Consider the following 20,069-nt stretch of genomic DNA (forward strand, 5'->3'; position numbering starts at 1 on the left):
CCTTCGTGGTCGGGTCAGCCGCGAGACCGGCTGACCAGCTGAGTCGTCGAATAACCGCGGACCGTGGGGATCAGCGCTATTTCGCCGCCGTGCCGGCGCACCACCTCGGCTTCGGGCAGTTCCGCCTCGGCGTAGTCGCCGCCCTTGACCCAGATATCGGGCCGCAACCGATCCAGCAGCGCGCTCGGCGCGGATTCGTCGAATATCGCGACGGCATCGACCGAGGACAGTTCGAGCAGCAGCCGGGCGCGGTCGCGGTCGGCGACGATCGGCCGGCTCGGGCCCTTCAACCGGCGCACCGAATCATCGGAGTTCAGGCAGACGATCAACGCGTCGCCCATGGCCCGCGCCTGGCGCAGCAGGCTCACATGGCCGGGATGGAGCAGATCGAAACAGCCGCCGGTGGCCACCAGCCGTCCGCCCCTGCCCCGGACCGCCGCGGCCAGTTCGAATGCCGACCCGGCGGTATCGGATTCCCCAGTGGCGGTCGCCGCGGGGGCGTCGCAGGTCGACAGGGTGGTGGCGGCGCCGGTGGCGACGAACCTGGCGGCCGTGGCCACGGCATGGGTCACCGCCTCGGCCACCGTCGATCCGTCCAGCAGCGCCGCCGTCGCAGCGGACGCGAACCGGTCGCCGGCACCGCAGGTATCGGGCGCGATACGGTCCGCGCTGCGGATCGACGCGGGGACGGGAACCGTCGCCAGCCGTTTACCGTTGGCCAGGACGGCGCCGGACGAACCGAGCGTAACCGCAACCGAATCGGCGGACCATTCGTCACGCAAGACCTTCGCCAGTTCGTCGGGTTCCGCGTAGCCGGGCGCGAACTGCCGGGCCTCGTTCAGATTCGGTGAGACCAGCGATACGCCCGCTGTCGGCGCCGGTCCGCGCGGATGCGGGTCCCATACCACCGGCACGGCCCGGGCGAGCTCGGTGAGCAGGCGCCGGATCCGCGGATGCGCGGCCACCCCGCGGCCGTAATCAGCGACCAGGATCGCCCCGGCCGACCGCAGCGTCCGCACCACTGCCGAACTCACCGGCCCGGCATCGGCGGTACCGTCGCCGGTGTCCAGCCGCACCAGCGACTGGCCGCCCGCCCGCACCCGCGTCTTACGCACCGTTTCCCCGCGCAACACCATCGGCACGACATCGACCTCTTCGCCGAGCAGCCGTAGGAGATTGCGCCCGCCGTCGTCCTCGGTGAGGGCCGTGATCAGCGTGACCTCGGCCACGGACCGGGCGGCCAGCAGGGCGGCCAGCCCGGCGCCACCGGGGCGCAGCCAGCGGCGTTCCACATCCACCACGGGTACCGGCGCCTCGGGGCAGAGCCGGTCGGCGGCGCCTTCGATATCGACGTCGAGCAGGGTATCGCCGAGGACGACCAGCGGTTTCATGCCGGAATCCCCAATGCCTCGTCGAGCGCCGCGCACAAGGCGTGCACCAGCGCCAGATGCACTTCCTGCACCGTGGCGGTGGTTGCGGCTTCCACCGCGATCGCGTCGTCGCACAGCGCCGCCAGCGGATTCGGCATCGGCCCGGTCATCGCCCAGGTACTGACACCGAGCTCCTGGGCGGTTTTCGCGGCGGCCACCACATTCTGGCTGGTACCGCTGGTGGACAACAGGACCAGGACGTCACCGGGCCGGCCGTGCGCGCGGACCTGACGGGCGAACAGTTCGTGCCCGCCGTAGTCGTTCACGATCGCGGTACCCGCCGACGTATCGGCGTGCAGGGCGATCGCCGACAGCGGTTGCCGTTCGTGGTGGAACCGGCCGACCAGTTCGCCGGTCAGGTGCTGGGCTTCCGCCGCGCTGCCGCCGTTACCGCAGGCGAGCAACCGGCCACCGTTGTCGAGCACGGCGGCCAGCTCACGCCCCCATCCGCTGATCTTCGGAGCGAAGGAACTGGTGCGCTGCAGCGCTGTGCACAGCGCCGCGAAATGTTCCTCGATCACGACACACCTCCTGTCTGCAGACCCCCACCCCGGTCCGCGCTGAGTTCTTCCGCCGCCTGCACCACCCGATCCGGGGTGATCGATTCCAGGCACGGATGCCCCGCGGTCGGGCAGTCCCGGGCCCGGCTGTCGCGGCACGGTGCCGCCTGGTCGCCGAGGACGATCACCGGAACGCCGTAGGGCGCCCACCGTGCGGCGGGCACGACCGGTGCGAACAGTGAGACCACCGGCGTACCGACGGCCGCGGCGAGATGCGCGGGGCCGGTATTCGGTGCCACCACCACGGTCGCGTCGCGGAGCACGGCGGCGAGTTCGGGCAGGCCGGTCCGCCCGCCGAGATCGACGGCATGGTTTCCCGCGACCGCGGCGGTGAGCGCCCGGTCGCCGGGACCTCCGGTCACGACCACCCGGTGACCGGCCCTGATGAGCGCGGTCACCATCGCCGCCGACCGCAAGGGCGACGGTTGCCGGGCCGGTACCGACGCGGCGGGATGCACCACCACATAACCGGGCCTGCCGGTGAGCGCGCGGGTATCCGGGAGCGGTTGGCGGACGGCGAGTTTCCCGTCGTCACCGGGCGGTAACCGGAACCCGGCCGCCGTCGCAAGGGACAGTGCGCGCTCGGCCTCGGGGGGATCGCCCTCGACCCGGTGCCGCAGATCCAGCAGCGAACCCGGATAGTCCTCGGAGATCGCGCCGACCCACGGGACCCCCGCCATTCGGAGCAGCAGTGCGAGCGGTAGCGGCGACTGATGGAACGAGGTGAGGATCAGCGCGCGATCCAGTTCGAGGGCACGCAGCCGATCGACGAAGGCACCGGTATCGGCCGGTGAGACCGGCGCCGGTTCCGGGTCGATCCACGGTGCGCACCAGGTGAGGATCCGGTCGACACCGGGTAGCAGTTCCGCTCCGGCGCGGCCGCGGGGTCCGGCGAGCAGGGTGACATGGCCGGCGCCCGCGGCGACCGCACGGACACACGGACCTGCCAGCAGGACATCGCCGACGTTGTCCATCCGCGCCACCAGTACTCGGCCTGTCATGACGCACCTGCCAAGGCCAATCGGACCGCCTCGGTGAGATCGTGCGCGACCTGCGCCTCGGCCCGCGCCCGCTGCACCTCTTCGGGACGTGTGCGCGCGGTGGGCACCAGAATGGCCCGCGCCCCGGCCGATAACGCGGCGGCGATATCGGCCCCCGTATCACCGATGAGCACGCACCGGCCCACCTCGACACCGAGATCGGCCGCGGCGCGGCGCACCATGGCAGGCGCCGGTTTACGGCAGGCGCAGCCGTCGTGCTCGCCGTGCACACAGACCTGCCAGGTCGCGAACGGGCCGAGTAGTTCCTCGACCCGCCGATTCACCGCTGCCAGCTGCCCCGGGGTGATCAGCCCTTTGGCGACGCCGGACTGGTTGCTCACGACGCCGAGCTGGATGCCGGCCGCGCGCAACATCCCGAGTGCGTCCGCGGCGCCCGGGACCGGCTGCACACCGGTCGGGTCGGCGAGATAGGGGATATCGACGATCAAGGTGTCGTCGCGGTCGAACAGCAGCGCATGCGGTGCGGGATGGGTCGCGTGGCGGTGCCGCAGTTCACCGCGCAGCCGATGCCAGCACGCGGCCGGGGGAATGAGTGCACTGGTCACGGTCATCCGGGCGATCTCGCCGGGCGTGCGGGGTCCGGGCAGGATTCGGCGTATCGCGAACTGGGCGGTGAGCGCGGCCCAGGCCGCGGCGAATCCCAGTGCGGGACGGCGCCGTCCGGCCATACCCGCACCCACGGCCGCCGCACCCAGCGCGGTGGTGAGGGCGTGCCGGGGGAGCAGGCTGGAACCTTCGCCGATGCGCCGGCGCCAGTGGGCGCCGAATTTGCGCCGCATCAGCGCATTGTCGGCGTTCCCGCGCTGCGCGCGGAGGCTGGCCAGCGGCCCCGAGTTCCGCGCGGGGTGGACGGTGACCCGCTCGCCCTCCGCGATGGCGTAACCGGCCAGGCAGACCCGGAGCGCGAGATCGGCGTCCTCGCGGTAGGCGCGGGGGAACCGTTCGTCGAATCCGCCCACCGCGTCGAGGGCCGATCGGCGGTAGGCCATATCCGCGGTGATCCAGCGCGCGGTCGCCAGGCCCGCGGTACCGCGTTCGTCGTCGGTCGGCCGGCGATCGGGCGGCAGCGGGACCTCGATGCGTGCCGTGGACGCCCCCGTGGTGTCGTCGAGTCCGAGCAGATCACCGGCCAGCCGCGCCGGCCAATCGGGGGCGACGAGTACATCGTCGTCGAGGAAAGCGATCCAGGTTCCCGTGGCATGCCGCCATCCCGCATTGCGCGCGGCGGCCGGGCCCCGGCCACCGGAGCGGATCACCTGCGCGGGTGGAAGGTCTTGCGGCAGTGTGAGTTCCGCACTCTCGCGGCGGTCGTCCACCACGATGATCTCCCGCGGTGCGGGGCCGGTGGCGGTGGCGAGCGCTTCCAGCAGCAGCCAGAGGCTGTCCCGGCCCATGGTCGGGATGACGATGCTGTAGTCCAGCTCCGGGCCCTTCATCGGCGACGCACCAGGAACGGGCCGAGAGCCAGGAGGTCGATCGGCGCGGAACCGAAACATTCGAGGGCATCGCGCGGCGAATCGACCATCGGCCGTCCGGCGGTGTTGAGGCTGGTGTTGACCACGACGGGCAGTCCGGTGCGGCGCTCGAATTCCGTGAGCATCCGCGCCGTCAGCGGGCTGTCCGCGGGATCGACGGTCTGGACTCGCGCCGTGTGGTCCACATGGGTCACGGCCGGGATCCGTTCCCGCCAGGCCGGATCCACATCGTGGACGAACAACATGTACGGGCTGGGCAGGGGGCCGCGATGGAAGATTTCGGCGGCACGCTCGGCGAGCACCATCGGCGCGACGGGCCGGAACTGCTCGCGGCCCTTCACATCGTTGAGGCGTTCCAGGTTGGCCGCCCGGCCGGGATGCGCCAGCAGAGACCGGTGCCCGAGCGCGCGCGGACCGAATTCGGCCCGGCCCTGGAACCAGGCCACCACCTGATCCGCCGCCAGCGCCTCCGCCACCTCGTCCGCGATATCCGCGGGCCGGGTGTAGCGGACCTGTGCCGTGCGCAGTACGGATTCGAGCTCCGCGGCGGACCATTCGCGCCCGAGATCGGCCCCGCGCATCGCGGCACCGCGTTCCCCGAATTCGGCGGCCAGCTGCAGTGCCGCGCCGAGTGCGGTACCCGCATCACCCGCCGCGGGCTGTACCCAGATCCGGTCGTAGGGACCTTCGGCGTGCAGCCGGGTATTCGCCACACAGTTGAGTGCGATACCGCCGGCCAGCGTCAGATTCGGCTGGCCGGTCTGCCGGTGCAGCCACGAGGTGAGCTCCAGCAGTACTTCCTCGAGCCGTTGCTGCACACTCGCCGTCAGATCGGCGTGGTCACGGCCGAGTTCTCCGCCGGTGACGGCGGGCGCGAAATCGTCCCAGCGCACCGGCTCGGTGCGGAAACCGCCGTCGGCGGTGGTGTAGATCAGTTCCCGGAAGCGATCGAGGAACCGCGGCGTACCGTAGGACGCCAAGGCCATCACCTTGTACTCGTCGCTGGAGCGGGCGAAACCCAGATGTTCGGTGAGATCCTCGTACAGCAGGCCCAGCGAATGCGGCAGCCGCTGGGCGGCGAGTTCGACGAACTTGCCGTCCCGGTACTCGCCGGCCAGATACGACTGGCTCTCACCTCGGCCGTCGGCCACCAGTACGGCCGAATCGTCGAACGGAGCGGCGAGTGCGGCCGAGGCCGCATGCGCGACATGGTGGCGGACGAAACGTACGATCGCCGGGTCGAGGCCGGGCAGCGCGGTGCGCAGGAAAGCGGGCGCCCGGCGCGCGTAATCGGTGCGGGTCTCCTCACTCGACGCATCGAGACCACCCAGCGAATGATCGACCAGGCCCGGGTCGTAGGAGTAGCCGACCGCGTCGAGCTGCTCGGGCCGCAGGCCGGCCCGCTCCAGGCACCAGGCCGCGGCCTGTTCGGGCATCTCCCACGCCGAGAACGGCACGGGCCGCTTACCGTGCTTACGACGGCTGAACCGTTCCTCTTCGGCGGCGGCGACGATTTCACCGTCCACGACCACCGCGGCCGCGGGATCGTGGAACACTGCGTTCACACCTAATATGCGCACCGGCTGCCTTTCCACTCGGAACGCGGGCTCGGCCCGCCGATTCGTTCTAGGCGCTACCCGGCGTGGTGAGCACCAAACCGGGACGCCTCGCTCGTTACTCAGTGGCGACTGCGCGGATCGCTCAGCGTCGCGATTACGCCGGTCTGCGGCGGCGCGCAGGCACCGGAGGTTCACTGCGGCGAACGGCCGGCCACCGGGCTCAGCGCGTGCGTCGGTGGCAGGGTGCGCCCGGCGAACCAGTCGATCGTGCGGCGCAGCCCCTCGGCACGGTCGACCCGCGGCTCCCAGCCGAGTTCACGTCGTGCCAAGGTGATATCCGGACACCGGCGTTGCGGGTCGTCGACTGCGCCGTCGATGTACTCCAATGCGGACCGGCTCCCGAGCGCCGCGCGGATCTGTTCGGCCAGCGATCGCACGGACAGTTCGTGCGGGTTGCCGATGTTCACCGGACCGGGATGCCCGGAGTTCGCCAGCGCGTGCAGCCCGCGCACCGTGTCCTCGACATAACAGAGCGACCGCGTCTGCTCGCCGGTCCCGGCGACGGTCAGCGGTGCCCCCGCCAACGCCTGGGCGATGAAGGTGGGCACCATCCGGCCGTCGTCGGCCCGCATCCTGGGCCCGTAGGTGTTGAAGATCCGGGCGATCGCCGTGTTCGCGCCGCGCTCGCGGCGGTAGGCCATGGTCAGCGCCTCGGCGTACCGTTTCGCTTCGTCGTAGACACTGCGCGGGCCCACCGGATTCACATGACCCCAATAGCTCTCGGGCTGCGGATGGACACCCGGATCGCCGTACACCTCGCTCGTGGAGGCCAGCACGAACCGGGCACAGTGGCGTTCCGCGAGCTCGAGCGCATTGGCCGTGCCCAGCGATCCCGCCCGCAGCGTCTCGAGCGGCAGACGGAGGTAATCCGGCGGGGAAGCGGCGGACGCGAGATGGAAGACGATATCGACGCAACCGATCTCGGGAAACGGCTCGGTCACATCGTGGCGGACGAATTCGAAGCCCGGCCGGTCCAGCAGGGCGGCGATATTGTCCGGTGCCGAGGTCGCGAAATTATCGAGCGCGAGGGCGGCCGTACCGGTATCGAGCAGATGCGCGCACAGATGCGAACCGACGAAACCGGCACCGCCGGTCACCAGCGCACGTTCACGGTCTCGGGCCATATCCACTCCTACCCGGGCAGCGGGGCCGCCGATCGGTCGGCGGGATCCTGTTGTCTGCCCTGACTCGTCACGGGTGTGCGGTTGTTATTGGGCCTGTTCCCGCTCTGCTCCGGCAGTCGCGGTGGCAGCGGCCACCCGGTGGTAAGCGCGGAGGGTCTCCACGGTGATCCGATCCCACGAATAGCGTGTCCGGACACGATCACGCCCGGCACGGCCGAACCGCTGCCTGGTCGCCGGCGAATCCAGCAGTTCGCGTACCGCGTCGGCCAGCTCGTCGGGTGCCTGCGGGGTGACCAGCGTTCCGGTGACACCGTCGACCACCGTGTCGGTCAGGCCGCCCACCGCCGCCGCCACCACGGGGACTCCGCAGGCCATGGCCTCGAGCGGGGTGATGCCGAACGGTTCGTACCACGGGGTGCAGGCAGCCACATCCGCCGAGCGCAGCAGCGGGGCCATATCCTCCCGCGGCACCTGACCGAGCAGCCGCACCCGGTCGCGGACGCCGAGCTCGTCCGCCAGGGCCAGCAGCCGGATCGCCTCCGGATCGTCGGCGAGATTGCCGTCGTCCGGTCCGCCGACGAGCAGCAGCTCGGTATCGTGCAGCCCGGTGAGCGCGGTGATCGCGATATCGAAACCCTTCCGCGGCACCAGCCGCCCGACACTGACCATGCGATACCGTCCCGACCGGGGCGCGCGCGGACCGTCCGGAGTGAACCGCTCGAGGTCGACACCGCAGGGGATCACCGAGGTCCGGGTCCGCGGCAGGCCCAGACGGGCCAGTTCGAACACCTCGTCGGTGCAGGTCGCGATCACCCGGTCGGCCTGTTCGGCGATACGCCGTTCGAGTTCGACCCGGCCGGCCGGACTGGTGTCCTTCGAGCCCTGGTAGCGGCGCTTCACCACCCCGAGCGCGTGGAATGTCTGCAGCATCGGGATACCGAGCGGCCGGCTGGCGGCGAGGGTGGCAAGCCCGGACATCCAGAAATGCGCATGCGCCACATCGGGTGGCCGGTGCTGCCATTCGGCGCGCAGATACGCACCGAACTCGTCCATATGCGGGAGGAGTTCATCCTTGGGCAGCGGCTGCGGCGGGCCCGCCGGGACCCGGGTCACCCGGTATCCCTGTGCGGTCGTCACGGTGCGCGGCTCATCGGGCTGTTCGCGACGGGTGTAGACGGTGACGTCGTACCCTCGCCGGGAAAGACCCGCGGCCAGTTCGGCGACATGGACGTTCTGCCCGCCGGCGTCGACACCGCCCAGCGCGGCGAGGGGGCTGGCGTGTTCGGATACCATCGCGATCTTCATCGGTACGCCCTTTCCGACCCGGCTCGAGGCCTCGAGTATTCGGCTAGGTGACTTCGGCGAGCAGCACATCCCACCGGCGCAGGAAGGCGCCGAGCCCGTAGTGCTCCAGAGCGAACTGCCGGCCCGACTTACCCGCCAGGACCGCCAGATCGGGTTCATGCAGAAATTCGTGGAACTTCGCAGTGAGGGCCGCGATATCGGTGGAGGTCGCACCGGCCTCCGGCGGTACCGCGGCGACCGCCTCGGTGGTGGCGAGGGCGACCACCGGCATACCCAGGTGCATGGCTTCGAGCAGCGACAGGCCCAGGGAGGTCCACCGCGCGGTGTGCAGATAGACCCGCCGCCGCGCCATCTCGGCATGCAGTTCGGTCTGGGCGAAATCGCCGATACCGCGCACCGGATGCAGGGTGGGCGCCGCCGGGGTGAACTCGCCGGCGCCGATCCCGTACAGATCGACCGGCCCGGCCCGGGCGAAATCGGCCAGCAGATCGCTACCGGTGACCCGCGCGCGGCGCCGGGCCTCGTTGATCAGCGCGACCCCGTGCGGTAACTCCCCGGTGTAGAGCGCGCCGGGGTCCACGATGCCGTGCGGTACCACGCTGGTCGGCGCGCGTCCGCTGTCCCACATCAGCTCGTTGAAATGGGTGACGTGCACGAGCGGGATATCGGTGCGGTCGGCCAGCGGATGCCGACTGGTGGCCGCCCCGTCGCGGGGAGCATTGTGCTCGACATAGATCGCCGGGATATCGACACCCGGCCGGCGGCCCAGCCAGCGTTCGGTGAGGTCGATTTCCTCGGGCCGCTGCAGCACGACCACGTCGGGTTCGGCCATGCGAAGTGCGTCCGCGGGGACCTCTTCGGCGGCCGGCCAGTCGCGGCCGCACCGGCCCCGGCCCCACGGTCCGCCGCCCGCCACCACCGGCAGCAGATATCGGTGCCGGCCTCGGACGAACGATGTGGTCCACGAGCCGTGGACATGCCAGAGCAGAACCCTGAGCTGCCTCGTCTCGATCATGTCGGTAGCTCTTGCCGGTTCTCGCCGGTTCAAACCTTCCGCTATCCAGCGGCAGATACCGATCGTTTCCCGCGCGGCCGGGCAGCGGTGTTTGAACCGGCCGTTCTCGGCAAAGCCGGGAGGCATGAGCGGACCGAGCACTGTCACAGAACCCATCCGGTACCCGGTAACCGACACGATCGAGATCATCGACCCGGCCACGGGCGGCGCCGTGGGCATGATCCCCATGACCGGAATCGCGGAAGTGGATCAGCGGGTCGCCGTCGCCCGCCGCGCGCAATCGCACTGGGCGCGCACCCCGGCGGCCGAACGTGCCGCGGCGCTACGTGCGGGTGCGGGCCGGCTCCGGGCACGCGCCGACGAGATCGCCGCGCTCGCCGAATCCGAAACCGGTCGCCCGCGGGCCGAGGGCGCCGAGGGAATTGCCGCCGGTGCGGCGACCTTGGAACAGTACGCCGAACTCGGCCCGGTCCACCGGGGCCGCAGCCTGCAGGGCGATATCGACGCCACCGATCTGATGGTGTGGGAACCGCGCGGCGTGGTCGTGGCGCTGACACCGTGGAACGATCCCGTCGCGGTGTCCTGCGGTCTGCTCGGCGCCGCCCTGGTCACCGGTAACACGGTGCTGTACAAGCCGAGCGAACGCGCCCCGCATACCGGCGCCGTGCTGGGTGAACTCCTCGCGGACATGCTGCCGGACGGGGTACTGCAGATATTGCAGGGCGACGGCACCGTCGGCGCGGCCCTGGCCGCTCATCACGATATCGACCTCATCGCACATGTCGGCAGTACCGCTGCGGGCCGGTCGATCGCCCGGAGCGCAGCCGCGACCGGCGCGCATGTGCTGCTGGAGAACGGCGGTAACGATGCGTTCGTCGTCGACGCCGATGTGGATCCGGAATGGGCCGCGGAACAGGCCGCGCTCGGCGCCTTCGCCAACTCCGGGCAGATCTGCGTTGCCGTGGAACGAATTTTCGTCCACGAGGCGATCGCCGAACCCTTCCTGGCAGCGCTGGCCGGCGCCGCCCGCTCCTGGACCCCGGCCCCACTGGTCGATCGCCGCCATCGCGAGCAGGTACACGCTCAGGTGCGTGCAGCGGTGGCCGACGGCGCCCGGGCGTTGACGGGCGGGACCGTGCCGGACGGACCCGGTGCCCACTACCCGGCGACAGTTCTGACCGGCTGCACCCCCGCGATGCGGGTCATGCGCGAGGAAACCTTCGGTCCGGTCGCATCCGTACGGGTCGTCCCGACATTCGACCAGGGGCTCGCCGAAGCCGCACGAGACGACTACGGGCTCGCGGCGACCGTTCTCACCTCCTCGATGGCCAACGCCCAAACCGCGTGGCGGCAGCTGCCGGTCGGCACGGTGAAGATCAACGCGGTGTTCGGTGGCGCGCCCGGCGGCGCCGCCCACCCCCGCGGCGCCAGCGGGAGCGGCTACGGCTACGGCCCCGAACTACTCGACGAGATGACCCTGACGAAGGTTGTCCACCTGCAACCGCCACCCCGGTGATCGGTCCGGTGCCGGACTGTTGCAGCGGCGCTCTGCCGCCGGTGCCAGCGGGCTGCACCGGGCCCGGTCACGTGGGCCTCGTCCGGCGTGAACAAATCGCAGACTCGGTGGTCGATCGGGCACACATGCGCGGCCCGCGGCCCACTGCCGGGCGGGCAGCGCCCCGAAACCGACAACACTCGACCGTGATGCGATCGCCGCTCGCGGCAGACGTCGTGCGGCAGGGGCCGGATCACTGTGCTGCACCGGTGGCCGGATTGGCGCGGGGCGAACCGGGTAAGTGCGCACCATGCGCGTACTGGTGACCGGATGGTCCAGCTTTGTGCACGGGGAAGCGACGGCCGGGGATGTGCTGAGCATGCGCCGCGTCGGCGAGACCTTGGCCGGGGCCGGGATTCCGTACGAGACAGCGTGGAGTCCCGGGTTCCGGCCCGAGGCACTGCACCTCGACGATGCCGACTCCGGCCGCTACTCGCATCTCGTATTCGTCTGCGGCCCGGCGCACGGCGAACAGGTCCGTACCCTGCACGAACGATATGCGAGCTGCCGCCGCATCGCCGTCGGTGTCACGGTAGTCGACCCCGCCGATGCGACGGTCACCGGATTCCACCGCGTGCTGCCGCGCGACGACCCGGGCACTGCGCGGCCGGATATGTCGGTATCGGCGAGCACCGGCACCGTTCCGGTGATCGGCGTGGTCTTCGCCCCCGGACAGGCGGAATACGGGCCGGCGCGTCGGCACCGATCGGTGCACGAGGCATTGGAGCGCTGGTTGAACGGTCTGGACTGCGCCCGATTACCGCTGGACACCCGGCTCGCCGGCGACGATTGGCGCCACTGCCGCACCCCCGACCAGCTCGCCTCGGTTTTCGCGCGTCTGGACGCGGTGGTCACCACCCGGCTTCACGGTCTCGTGTTCGCCTTGCGGGCCGGTGTCCCCGTTCTGGCAGTGGACCCGGTAGCCGGTGGCGGAAAGGTGACCGCGCAGGCGGCTGCCCTGGGCTGGCCCGCCCTGATTCCCGCAGAACAAGCTCTCGACACCGATGTGGTCGACCACTGGTGGGAATGGTGCCTATCGGCCGCGGGTCGCAAACACGCCCGCCGCAACGAGTTCCCGGCCGCCGATTCCCTGGCGTCCGCTCTGCTCGACGAACTACTGCCGGGACGTTCCGCATGAGCCAGCCCGGCAACACGACGCAAGGCCACCCACCACGGCCCACCACCGACAGCGCTGCCGAAACCGTGGCCGGCACCGGCGCAGGGGCGGGCCGAAAGGACTCTGCGCCGGTAAGGGCCGATGGCGGTCCGGAGACCCCTGCCGGTGACGGATCGCAAGCTGCCGTTGCCGAAAGCCCGGACATCGCCGTCGGCCGCGCGACCAGGACCACGGTTGGTTCCGAGGGCAGTGGACATGCCGCCGAGGCAGGGACATCCGGTGGTGTCTGGGCGGAGAAGTCCATGCGCGACAGCGAGACAGCCGCGAAAGACGACCGAACAGCGGCCGCTATCGGCCGGGGACAAGAAGCAGCAGCCTGCGGAAACGCGGCGAGGGAGGTGGGTGTCGGCCTCGAAGACACAGGCAGCGACGAATCCGGTTCCGCGATCGGCTCCGAACCAGAACCCCGGCTCGGCGGCACCTCCGGGCCTGTTGTCGCCGAGGGGATGGGTACCGTGGCGGACAGGGCGATGACCGCGGCCGGCGAGTCAGGTCGTGTCGCCGGTGGACGAGCGCGCACCACGGTGGTGATCGCGACCCGGAACCGAGCCCCCGAACTGGCGCGCACCCTGACCGAGCTCCGGACGCTGCGGCCGTGTCCGGAGATCATGGTGCTGGACAATGCGTCCGACGACGACACCGCTGCCGTGGCCGCAGCATTCCCCGGCGTGACGGTGATCCGCCTGCCGCGCAATCTCGGTGCGGCGGCTCGCAATCTCGGCGTCGAAAAAGCTCACACACCGTATGTCGCGTTCAGCGACGATGACTCATGGTGGGCCGGTGAGGCATTGACCCGCGCGGAAAAGCTGTTCGACGCCTGCCCGAGGCTCGGTCTGGTCGCGGGCCGCACCCTCGTCGGTGCCGCCGACCGGGACGATCCCGTCAACGAATTGATGGCGAACAGCCCGCTGGGGCCTTCCGCCGACCTGCCGGGACCCTCGATTCTCGGGTTTCTCGCCTGCGCGGCGATCGTGCGCAAGGAGGCCTACCTGGGAGTCGGCGGGTTCAGCCCGCTGCTGCATTTCGGCGCCGAGGAAAAACTGCTGGCGCTCGATCTGGCCGCGTCCGGTTGGCAGCTCTGCTATGTGGCCGATATCCGCGCCCACCATCACCCTTCGGCGCAGCGGCCGCCGTCGCAGTGGCGCCGGCGCGCCGAACAGCGCAACAACGCGTTGATCACCTGGATGCGCCGCCCGCTGCGGAGGTGTGCGGCGGAAACGGCCCGCCTGCTCGCACGCGCCGTCCGGGAGCCACGGACGGCCCCGGTGGTGGCCGGAGTTCTGCGTCGGTTGCCGTGGGCGCTGGCGCAGCGGCGCCGGCTGCCACCGGAGGTCGAGCGGGGTGCCGCAACGCTGGAACTCGCCGAGGAAAGGAAGTGATCGGATGGGCACGGACCGCATCACCGTGGTGATCATGACCCGCGACCGCCGGGAACAACTGCTCGAAACACTCGCCGAGATGACCACCCTCCCCGACGCGGCGCCGATCATTCTGGTGGACAACGCGTCCACCGATGGAACAGCCGACGCGGTATCCGCGGCGTTCCCGTCGGTGGAGGTGATCCGGGCATGCGAGAACCTGGGCGCACTCGCCCGCAATCTCGCCGTGGAGCGAGTGCGCACCCCGTATGTCGCGTTCTGCGACGACGACACCCAGTGGCAGCCGGGGGCCCTCACCCGTGCCGCCGATCTGCTCGACCGGTATCCGGGTCTCGGTTCGGTGACCGGGCGCTGCCTGGTCGCCCCCGGCCTGCACGAGGATCCGATCACGCCGGAGTTGCGCGACTCCCCGGTGCCCGGCCCCGAGTGGCTGCCGGGCCCGGCGCTGCTCGGCGTGATGGCCGCCCTGTCCGCGTTCCGGGTGAGCGCGTTCCGCGAGGTCGGCGGGTTCTCCCGGCGGCTGTGGTTCGGTGGCGAAGAAGAACTGCTGGCACTCGACCTGGCAGCACACGGCTGGTGGATGTGCTGGATCGAGGACATGGTGATCCACCACGCCCCCTCGGTACTCCGGGATTCGACCGGCCGCCGCGGTCTCGGTATCCGGAACACCCTGTGGACGCTGTGGTTACGCCGCCCGGTGCGCAGCGCGGCCCGCCGGACGGCCGCCGTACTGCGCTCCGCACCTGCCGATGCCGCAACGGCCCGCGCCGTGCTGGCGGCACTGCGCGGAATGCCGTGGGTGGTGCGCGAACGCGAGGTGGTGCCGGCCGAGGTGGAGGCCGGTCTGGTACTGCTGGAGGAATCCCAGGCGCGTTCACCGGCCCGGCGTTACGTCGGCTGAACCGGGTCTGCCGGAGCTGTTCCGGGCGAAGTGTCGAAGCCCGGGTCCCGGGTATCCGCGCCGCATGAACGCACCAACCGGAATGGCCGAGTCGTACTGGATGCATTCGACCGGGCCGACCGCGTATCCACGCGTCACCGAGGACCTCGCCACCGATGTCGCCGTGATCGGCGGCGGTATCGCCGGACTGTGTTGCGCCTGGGAGATCGCGGGCACCGGCCGGTCGGTCACCGTGCTGGAGGCGGACCGTATCGTCAGCGGCACAACCGGCTACACCACCGCAAAGGTCAGCGCGCAGCACACTCTGGTGTACGACTCGCTGCGCTCGTCGTTCGACGCCGATACCGCGCATCTGTACGCCCGCTCCCAGCAGGACGCCGTGGAACATCTGGTGCGTACGGCCGCCGATCTGGGAATCGACTGCGAACTCGAACGGGCACCGTCCTACACCTATGCCACCGGCGTGGACGAAGTCGCGACCATCCGGGCCGAGGTCGCGGCGGCGGCAGCGGCCGGGCTGCCGGCATCGCTGGTCACCGAGACCGGACTACCGTTCCCGGTGGCCGCCGCGATCCGGGTGGACGATCAGGTCCAGTTCCATCCGCGGCGATATCTGCTCGGCCTCGCCGAGCATCTGATCCGGTCCGGGGGAGCGATCTACGAACGGACCCGGGTGGTCGGGTTGGACGAGGGCGACCCCTGCCGGCTGACCACCGAGCACGGTGCCACAGTGCGCGCCCGCGACGTAGTGGTCGCGACGCACTACCCGATATTCGACCGGGCACTGCTTTTCACGCGATTGCAGCCCCGGCGAGAACTGGCGGTCGCCGGTCCGCTGGCCGCCGGCGCCGACCCGAACGGTATGTACATCACACCCGAGGAGAACACCCGCTCCGTCCGCACCGCCCCCTACGGTGACGGCCGCAGGCTGCTCATCGTCACCGGCGAACATATGCGGCCCGGCGTGGGATCGACCGCGGCCGCCGTGGACCGGCTGGCCGGCTGGGCGCGGACACATTTCCCGGTGGACTCCCTGGACTACCACTGGGGCGCACAGGACAACACCACCACTGACGACCTTCCCTATATCGGCCGCTTCCATCCCGGAACCCGGCACGTCTATGTGAGCACCGGATTCGGCGGCTGGGGGATGACACACGCGATCATGGGCAGCCGGCTGCTCGCGGCCGAACTGGCCGGTGAATCACTACCGTGGGCCGCAATCTACGATCCACGCCGCCTGCATCCCCGCGTCGAAACCGGCACACTGCTGAAATCCGGTCTCGAGGTGGGCCGCCATCTGATCGGCGACCGTCTCGCCCCGAGTACCTTCGTCGATTCCGCCGCCGACCTCGCCCCGGGCAGCGGTGCGGTGATGCGCCGCTCCGGCCGGCGCAGCGCGGTCTACCGGGACCACGACGGCCGGTTGCACGCCGTATCGGCGGTCTGCACCCATCTCGGCTGCGTGGTCGCGTTCAACGATGCCGAAACCAGCTGGGACTGCCCGTGCCACGGGTCGCGGTTCGATATCGACGGCAATGTCCTGGAAGGCCCGGCCACCACCGCGCTGGACCCGATCGATCCGGACCACGACTGATCGGCGCATATCCCGCAGTACAACTCGGCGCGGGAATACCGGCCCCGAACTCGCGCCGCGGTGAATACGGCGGCGCGGAAAACAGCCTCAACGCGGTGGAGCGACGCTCCGTAACCCCGCCGGTTCGATCCCGAACTCCAGCCCGAAATTGTTGAGGGTGGCCGGAAGGGGAGTGCCCGGGGCGAGATCGTGCGAGCGTAACCGCAATTCCGGTCCGGACAGCAGATGGGCGAGCAGTGAGCTGGTGACGAACAGCACCAGGTTCCGGCCGGGGCATTCGGCCGGACCCGCACTGAAAGGCACCAGCTGGGGGTATTGTTCCGCGCGACCGTCGATCCATATCTCCGGTGCGAAGCTGTCGGCGAACGGCAGTAGCTGCCGGTCGCGGTGGAACGCCGGGGCCAGGATCAACAGCGCCGCGCCGGGTTCGAGCGCGAACTGTTCGGAACCCGTGCGCCACCTGGTCCACTCGGTGGTATCGCGCAGGATCACCGGGGTGGTGGGCCACAATCGGATCGATTCCAGGACACACGCCCGCAGATACGGCCGCAGCCGCGCATGCTCCGGCTCTTCGGCATCGGCCCGGGCCCGGGCGTACTGGTCGGGATGCTCGGTGAGCAAGGCCAGCGCCCGCGACAGCGCGATTCCCGCCGCATCGAAGGCGAACAGCCACTGCGGCATCTGGCCCACCGGATCGATCGCACCGCCCGCAGGGATATCGGCCAGTGCGCCGGCCAGGCTGCCGCGCTCGGGGCGCTCGGCGTAGTCGTACAGCCGGGCCAGGAATCGATCCCGCCGTTTCCGCAACGGTGGCGCCGCGAACGACCAGTTCGCCGCCCCACAGCTCATCGGTGATCGCATCGTCGGTGCGGGCCCGTTCACCCAGCACCACCCGGCGCACCAGCCGCCACCACGCGGCCGTGAAATCCGCTGCGTCCATGACGCCGCGCCGACCGGCCTGTCCGAGCAGGTCATGGGCTTCGTCGGCCACCTTCGCCGCGAACGGTTCTGCCAGCTGGTGCAGCGGTACGCCGGTATCGAGAGCCGCCTCGTTCACGGCCCGTCGCCGTTCACGGATGGGCCCCCGCGATACCAGCACGCCGTGCGGCTGGAACTGTTCGAGCGCAGCCCGTTTCTCCCGGTTCGCCGGATCGAACGGGGCGGGCGCGCCCGCCAGCACCCGGCCGACATCGTCGGGGTCGAGTATCACGATCACCCGGCGCCCGGGCACGACCAGTTCCACCGGCCCCCGGCCGAACTCCGCGCGCAACTTCTCCCACCGCCGCGCCGCGCGCTCGTCGGCCTGGATCCGTTCCAGCATTCCCAGCACGGGCCGGCGCCGCGCGATCACGCCGGAGCTGATTGCAGGGAAACCGAGGTCCACCAACGTGGCTGCCGCTCGGAGCCCGGTCAATCGGTGCGCATGCACATCGGCCATTCCCTCTCCTTCTGTTGCCGTCGCCGCCTTGCCGATTGTGGACCTGTCGGCTTGCGAACTTGCGAGCCTGCAGATCAGCCGGACCTGCCTGCCTGCCTGCCTGCCTGCCTGCCGGTCCGGGGCGCGTACCCGGACCGCCCCCGCCGAAACAATGACGGTTTCGAGTGGCGCCGTTCCGGTCCGCCGTCCGGCGTGGCTGCTCTACAGAATCGCCCCCCGCTCTACAAGATCGGCCGACCGCCGGTCACGGCAATCCGCGCGCCGGAAACGTAGCTGCCGTCGTCGGAGGCGAGCATCACGTAGACGGGCGCCAGTTCGGCGGGCCGGCCGGCGCGACCGAGCGGTGTGTCGTCGCCGAACGCGCTGACCTTCTCGTTGGGCATGGTCGACGGGATCAACGGTGTCCAGATCGGCCCGGGCGCGACACTGTTGACCCGGATCCCCTTGTCGCCGAGCAGCTGCGCCAGGCTGGCGGAGAAGTTGGCGATCGCGGCCTTGGTGGCGGCGTACGGCGCCAATGTGGGGGAGGGGGTATCGGAGTTCACCGAGGAACTGCCGATGATCGACCCGCCGGCGGGCATATGCGGCAGGACGGCCTTCACCAGGTGGAAGTAGGCGTGGATGTTCACTTTGAACGTGTAATCGAACTCCTCGTCGCTGATCTCCTCGAGGGTGGTGTGCGTCATCTGGTAGGCCGCGTTGCTGACCAGGATGTCGATCCGGCCGAAGGCCTCCACCGCGCGGTCCATCACCGCCCGGCAGTGCGCCGGATCGGACAGATCGCCGGGCACCAGTACCGCCCGGCGCCCCGCCTCTTCGATCAGCGCGCCCACTTCGGCGGCGTCGTCGTGCTCGTCGAGGTAGGAGATCAGGACATCGGCGCCCTCGCGGGCGAAGGCTATGGCCACGGCCCGCCCGATCCCACTGTCGCCGCCGGTGATGACGGCCGTTTTACCGGTCAGCTTCCCGCTGCCCCGGTAACTCAGTTCGCCGCAATCCGGGATCGGTGTCATCCGCGACTGGACACCGGGCACCTCTTGCTGCTGTTCCTGGAACCCCATTGCTGTGCTCCTTCCGTGGCGAACGAGGACCGCCGTATCGATGCCGTACCGGTCGAGCACGGGATTGCCGCCGCGCCGCGTTCGAAACCGGTCCGCGTGATCCGGCAGTCAACGCGGTGTGCGGTTGCGTGGTCGCCGGCCGGGCCGGGTGTTTGGGTGCGCCCCGATCGGGAAGCGCGTCACTCGAGGAACGGCCCACCCGGCCGTCGATCACGCGTGAGCAGGAGGATGTGGTGACAGAAACTTCGGGTCCCGGCACTGTGGTCATCGGCGTGGTCGCGGATCCGGACCTCCCCGCGCGCCTCGCCCGCGATCTGGCGCACTCCCTGCCCGCGGCGCTGGCCCGGGAGGACGACCGAACCGAGTGGCGGGTGGAGGTTCTCGACGACCCTTTCGAGGCGATGTATCCGGATATCGAATACGTCATCGACAAGGCCGCGCGCCATGTCCGCAACACCTCCTGGGATCTCGCCCTGTGCCTGACCGATCTGCCGATGCGCAGTGACGGCCGCGTCGTGCTGGCGTCGCTGGACCTGCAGCACCGGGTCGCCCTCATACCGCTACCGGCGCTCGGTGGCCTCCGCTTGCGGTACCGGCTGCGGGAACTGGCGGCCGGAATCGTCGGGGCATTACGCGCCGGAGCCGGAACGTCCGCGCACCCCGGTCAGGAGGCCGCCACCCGGGCACCTTTCCGGAGCGTCCGGATCGTCGACGACGGTGCCGGCGCGATCCTCGTGGAGCGGGGCGGCGCGGCCCGTTTCGCCGGTCTGCTCGCCGGTATGGTGCGCGCGAACCGGCCCTGGCGGCTGTTCGTCGGACTGTCCTCGGCCCTGGCCGGATCATTGGCCGGTACCGCCTTCGGCGTGCTCTATTCGAGTATCTGGCAGTTGGCGACCGCGCTGGGCGGGTTCCGGCTCACCGGAGTGGTCCTCGTGGCGGTCACCGCGCTCGCGGTGTGGATCGTGGTGGGCCACAGTCTGTGGGAACGGCAGACTTTCCGGGACTCGATCCGGGTAGGCGATATCCGGCTCCGCAATACGGGAACAGCGGTCACGGTCGCCCTCGGCGCGGTGGTGTTCTACTCGGTACTCTTCCTGTTCACCTGCGCCGCAGTAGCTCTCATCATCCCGCCGTCCTACCTGGAGACCGTGCTCGGTGGCCCGGTCGGCCTGCGCGACTACCTCACCATTGCCGCGATGGCGAGCGCCCTGGGCACCGTGGCCGGTGCGGTCGGGTCGGGATTGGAGGACGATCTCACCGTCCGAAAGGCCACCTACGGCTACCGTGACCGGGAACGCCGCAGCTGGGTCGATCGGCAGCGTGATCAGGAAGAGCCGTGAACCGGCGGCGCGCCATCGTCTGCTGGGCGCCG

The 20,069-nt window shown here is 70.3% G+C and carries 17 protein-coding genes; 7 read left to right on the top strand and 10 right to left on the bottom strand.

What is annotated here, in order from left to right:
- Positions 1-14: 14 nt before the first annotated feature.
- From ON22_RS38390 to ON22_RS33250, 8 genes are all read right to left on the bottom strand, one after another.
- Positions 15-1,391, bottom strand: coding sequence for a PfkB family carbohydrate kinase (locus ON22_RS38390; protein WP_033241973.1), 1,377 nt, complete (start codon positions 1,389-1,391; stop codon positions 15-17).
- Complete coding sequence (locus ON22_RS33220) at positions 1,388-1,951, bottom strand: D-sedoheptulose-7-phosphate isomerase (RefSeq protein WP_033241974.1); 564 nt, start codon at positions 1,949-1,951, stop codon at positions 1,388-1,390. Before ON22_RS33220 ends, ON22_RS38390 begins: the two co-directional genes overlap by 4 nt.
- Entirely contained in the window at positions 1,948-2,991 is a 1,044-nt protein-coding gene (locus tag ON22_RS33225; RefSeq protein ID WP_033241975.1) for a glycosyltransferase family 9 protein, read from the bottom strand. Before ON22_RS33225 ends, ON22_RS33220 begins: the two co-directional genes overlap by 4 nt.
- Positions 2,988-4,487 carry an HAD-IIIA family hydrolase gene (locus tag ON22_RS38395; RefSeq protein ID WP_033241976.1) on the bottom strand — a complete coding sequence of 500 codons (1,500 nt, stop codon included), beginning with the start codon at positions 4,485-4,487 and terminating at the stop codon, positions 2,988-2,990. Before ON22_RS38395 ends, ON22_RS33225 begins: the two co-directional genes overlap by 4 nt.
- A complete protein-coding gene (locus ON22_RS33235) occupies positions 4,484-6,106 on the bottom strand; it encodes a carbamoyltransferase family protein (protein ID WP_033242457.1) in 1,623 nt (540 codons plus the stop codon). Before ON22_RS33235 ends, ON22_RS38395 begins: the two co-directional genes overlap by 4 nt.
- Positions 6,107-6,276: 170 nt before the next feature.
- Positions 6,277-7,269 (bottom strand): UDP-glucuronic acid decarboxylase family protein, encoded by a 993-nt coding sequence (locus ON22_RS33240; protein ID WP_051158410.1) that lies wholly within the window; start codon positions 7,267-7,269, stop codon positions 6,277-6,279.
- Positions 7,270-7,353: 84 nt separating this feature from the next.
- On the bottom strand, positions 7,354-8,574 hold the full coding sequence (locus ON22_RS33245) for a glycosyltransferase (RefSeq protein WP_033241977.1): 1,221 nt from the start codon (positions 8,572-8,574) through the stop codon (positions 7,354-7,356).
- A gap of 43 nt (positions 8,575-8,617) precedes the next feature.
- Positions 8,618-9,589: a glycosyltransferase gene (locus tag ON22_RS33250; protein ID WP_033242459.1), complete on the bottom strand. Its 972-nt coding sequence runs from the start codon at positions 9,587-9,589 to the stop codon at positions 8,618-8,620.
- A gap of 124 nt (positions 9,590-9,713) precedes the next feature.
- Here ON22_RS33250 and ON22_RS33255 point away from each other — a divergent pair, with 124 nt between their 5' ends.
- The 5 genes from ON22_RS33255 (at position 9,714) to ON22_RS33275 (ending at position 16,198) form a co-directional block, all read left to right on the top strand.
- Positions 9,714-11,105, top strand: coding sequence for an aldehyde dehydrogenase family protein (locus ON22_RS33255; RefSeq protein WP_051158400.1), 1,392 nt, complete (start codon positions 9,714-9,716; stop codon positions 11,103-11,105).
- Positions 11,106-11,394: 289 nt separating this feature from the next.
- A complete protein-coding gene (locus tag ON22_RS33260) occupies positions 11,395-12,282 on the top strand; it encodes a polysaccharide pyruvyl transferase family protein (protein ID WP_033242461.1) in 888 nt (295 codons plus the stop codon).
- Positions 12,283-12,563: 281 nt separating this feature from the next.
- Complete coding sequence (locus ON22_RS33265; protein WP_231508027.1) at positions 12,564-13,700, top strand: glycosyltransferase family 2 protein; 1,137 nt, start codon at positions 12,564-12,566, stop codon at positions 13,698-13,700.
- A 4-nt stretch (positions 13,701-13,704) separates the two neighbouring features.
- Positions 13,705-14,601 (top strand): glycosyltransferase family 2 protein, encoded by an 897-nt coding sequence (locus ON22_RS33270; RefSeq protein WP_033241978.1) that lies wholly within the window; start codon positions 13,705-13,707, stop codon positions 14,599-14,601.
- Positions 14,602-14,665: 64 nt separating this feature from the next.
- Positions 14,666-16,198 (top strand): FAD-dependent oxidoreductase, encoded by a 1,533-nt coding sequence (locus tag ON22_RS33275; protein ID WP_033241979.1) that lies wholly within the window; start codon positions 14,666-14,668, stop codon positions 16,196-16,198.
- An 87-nt stretch (positions 16,199-16,285) separates the two neighbouring features.
- Here ON22_RS33275 and ON22_RS38320 read toward each other — a convergent pair whose 3' ends face one another.
- On the bottom strand, positions 16,286-17,047 hold the full coding sequence (locus ON22_RS38320; RefSeq protein ID WP_231508029.1) for a cytochrome P450: 762 nt from the start codon (positions 17,045-17,047) through the stop codon (positions 16,286-16,288).
- 124 nt (positions 17,048-17,171) lie between these two features.
- Between ON22_RS38320 and ON22_RS38325 the strand changes: the two genes are divergently transcribed.
- Positions 17,172-17,909: a hypothetical protein gene (locus tag ON22_RS38325; protein WP_231508032.1), complete on the top strand. Its 738-nt coding sequence runs from the start codon at positions 17,172-17,174 to the stop codon at positions 17,907-17,909.
- Here the strand turns inward: ON22_RS38325 and ON22_RS33285 are convergent.
- Entirely contained in the window at positions 17,858-18,697 is an 840-nt protein-coding gene (locus ON22_RS33285; protein WP_033242463.1) for a glucose 1-dehydrogenase, read from the bottom strand. The two genes, ON22_RS38325 and ON22_RS33285, sit on opposite strands and share 52 nt — an antisense overlap.
- A gap of 233 nt (positions 18,698-18,930) precedes the next feature.
- Here ON22_RS33285 and ON22_RS33290 point away from each other — a divergent pair, with 233 nt between their 5' ends.
- Positions 18,931-20,037, top strand: coding sequence for a hypothetical protein (locus ON22_RS33290; protein WP_156052211.1), 1,107 nt, complete (start codon positions 18,931-18,933; stop codon positions 20,035-20,037).
- Positions 20,038-20,069 lie beyond the last annotated feature (32 nt).

The sequence above is a fragment of the Nocardia carnea NBRC 14403 genome (assembly GCF_000308515.1).
Taxonomy (GTDB): domain Bacteria; phylum Actinomycetota; class Actinomycetes; order Mycobacteriales; family Mycobacteriaceae; genus Nocardia; species Nocardia carnea.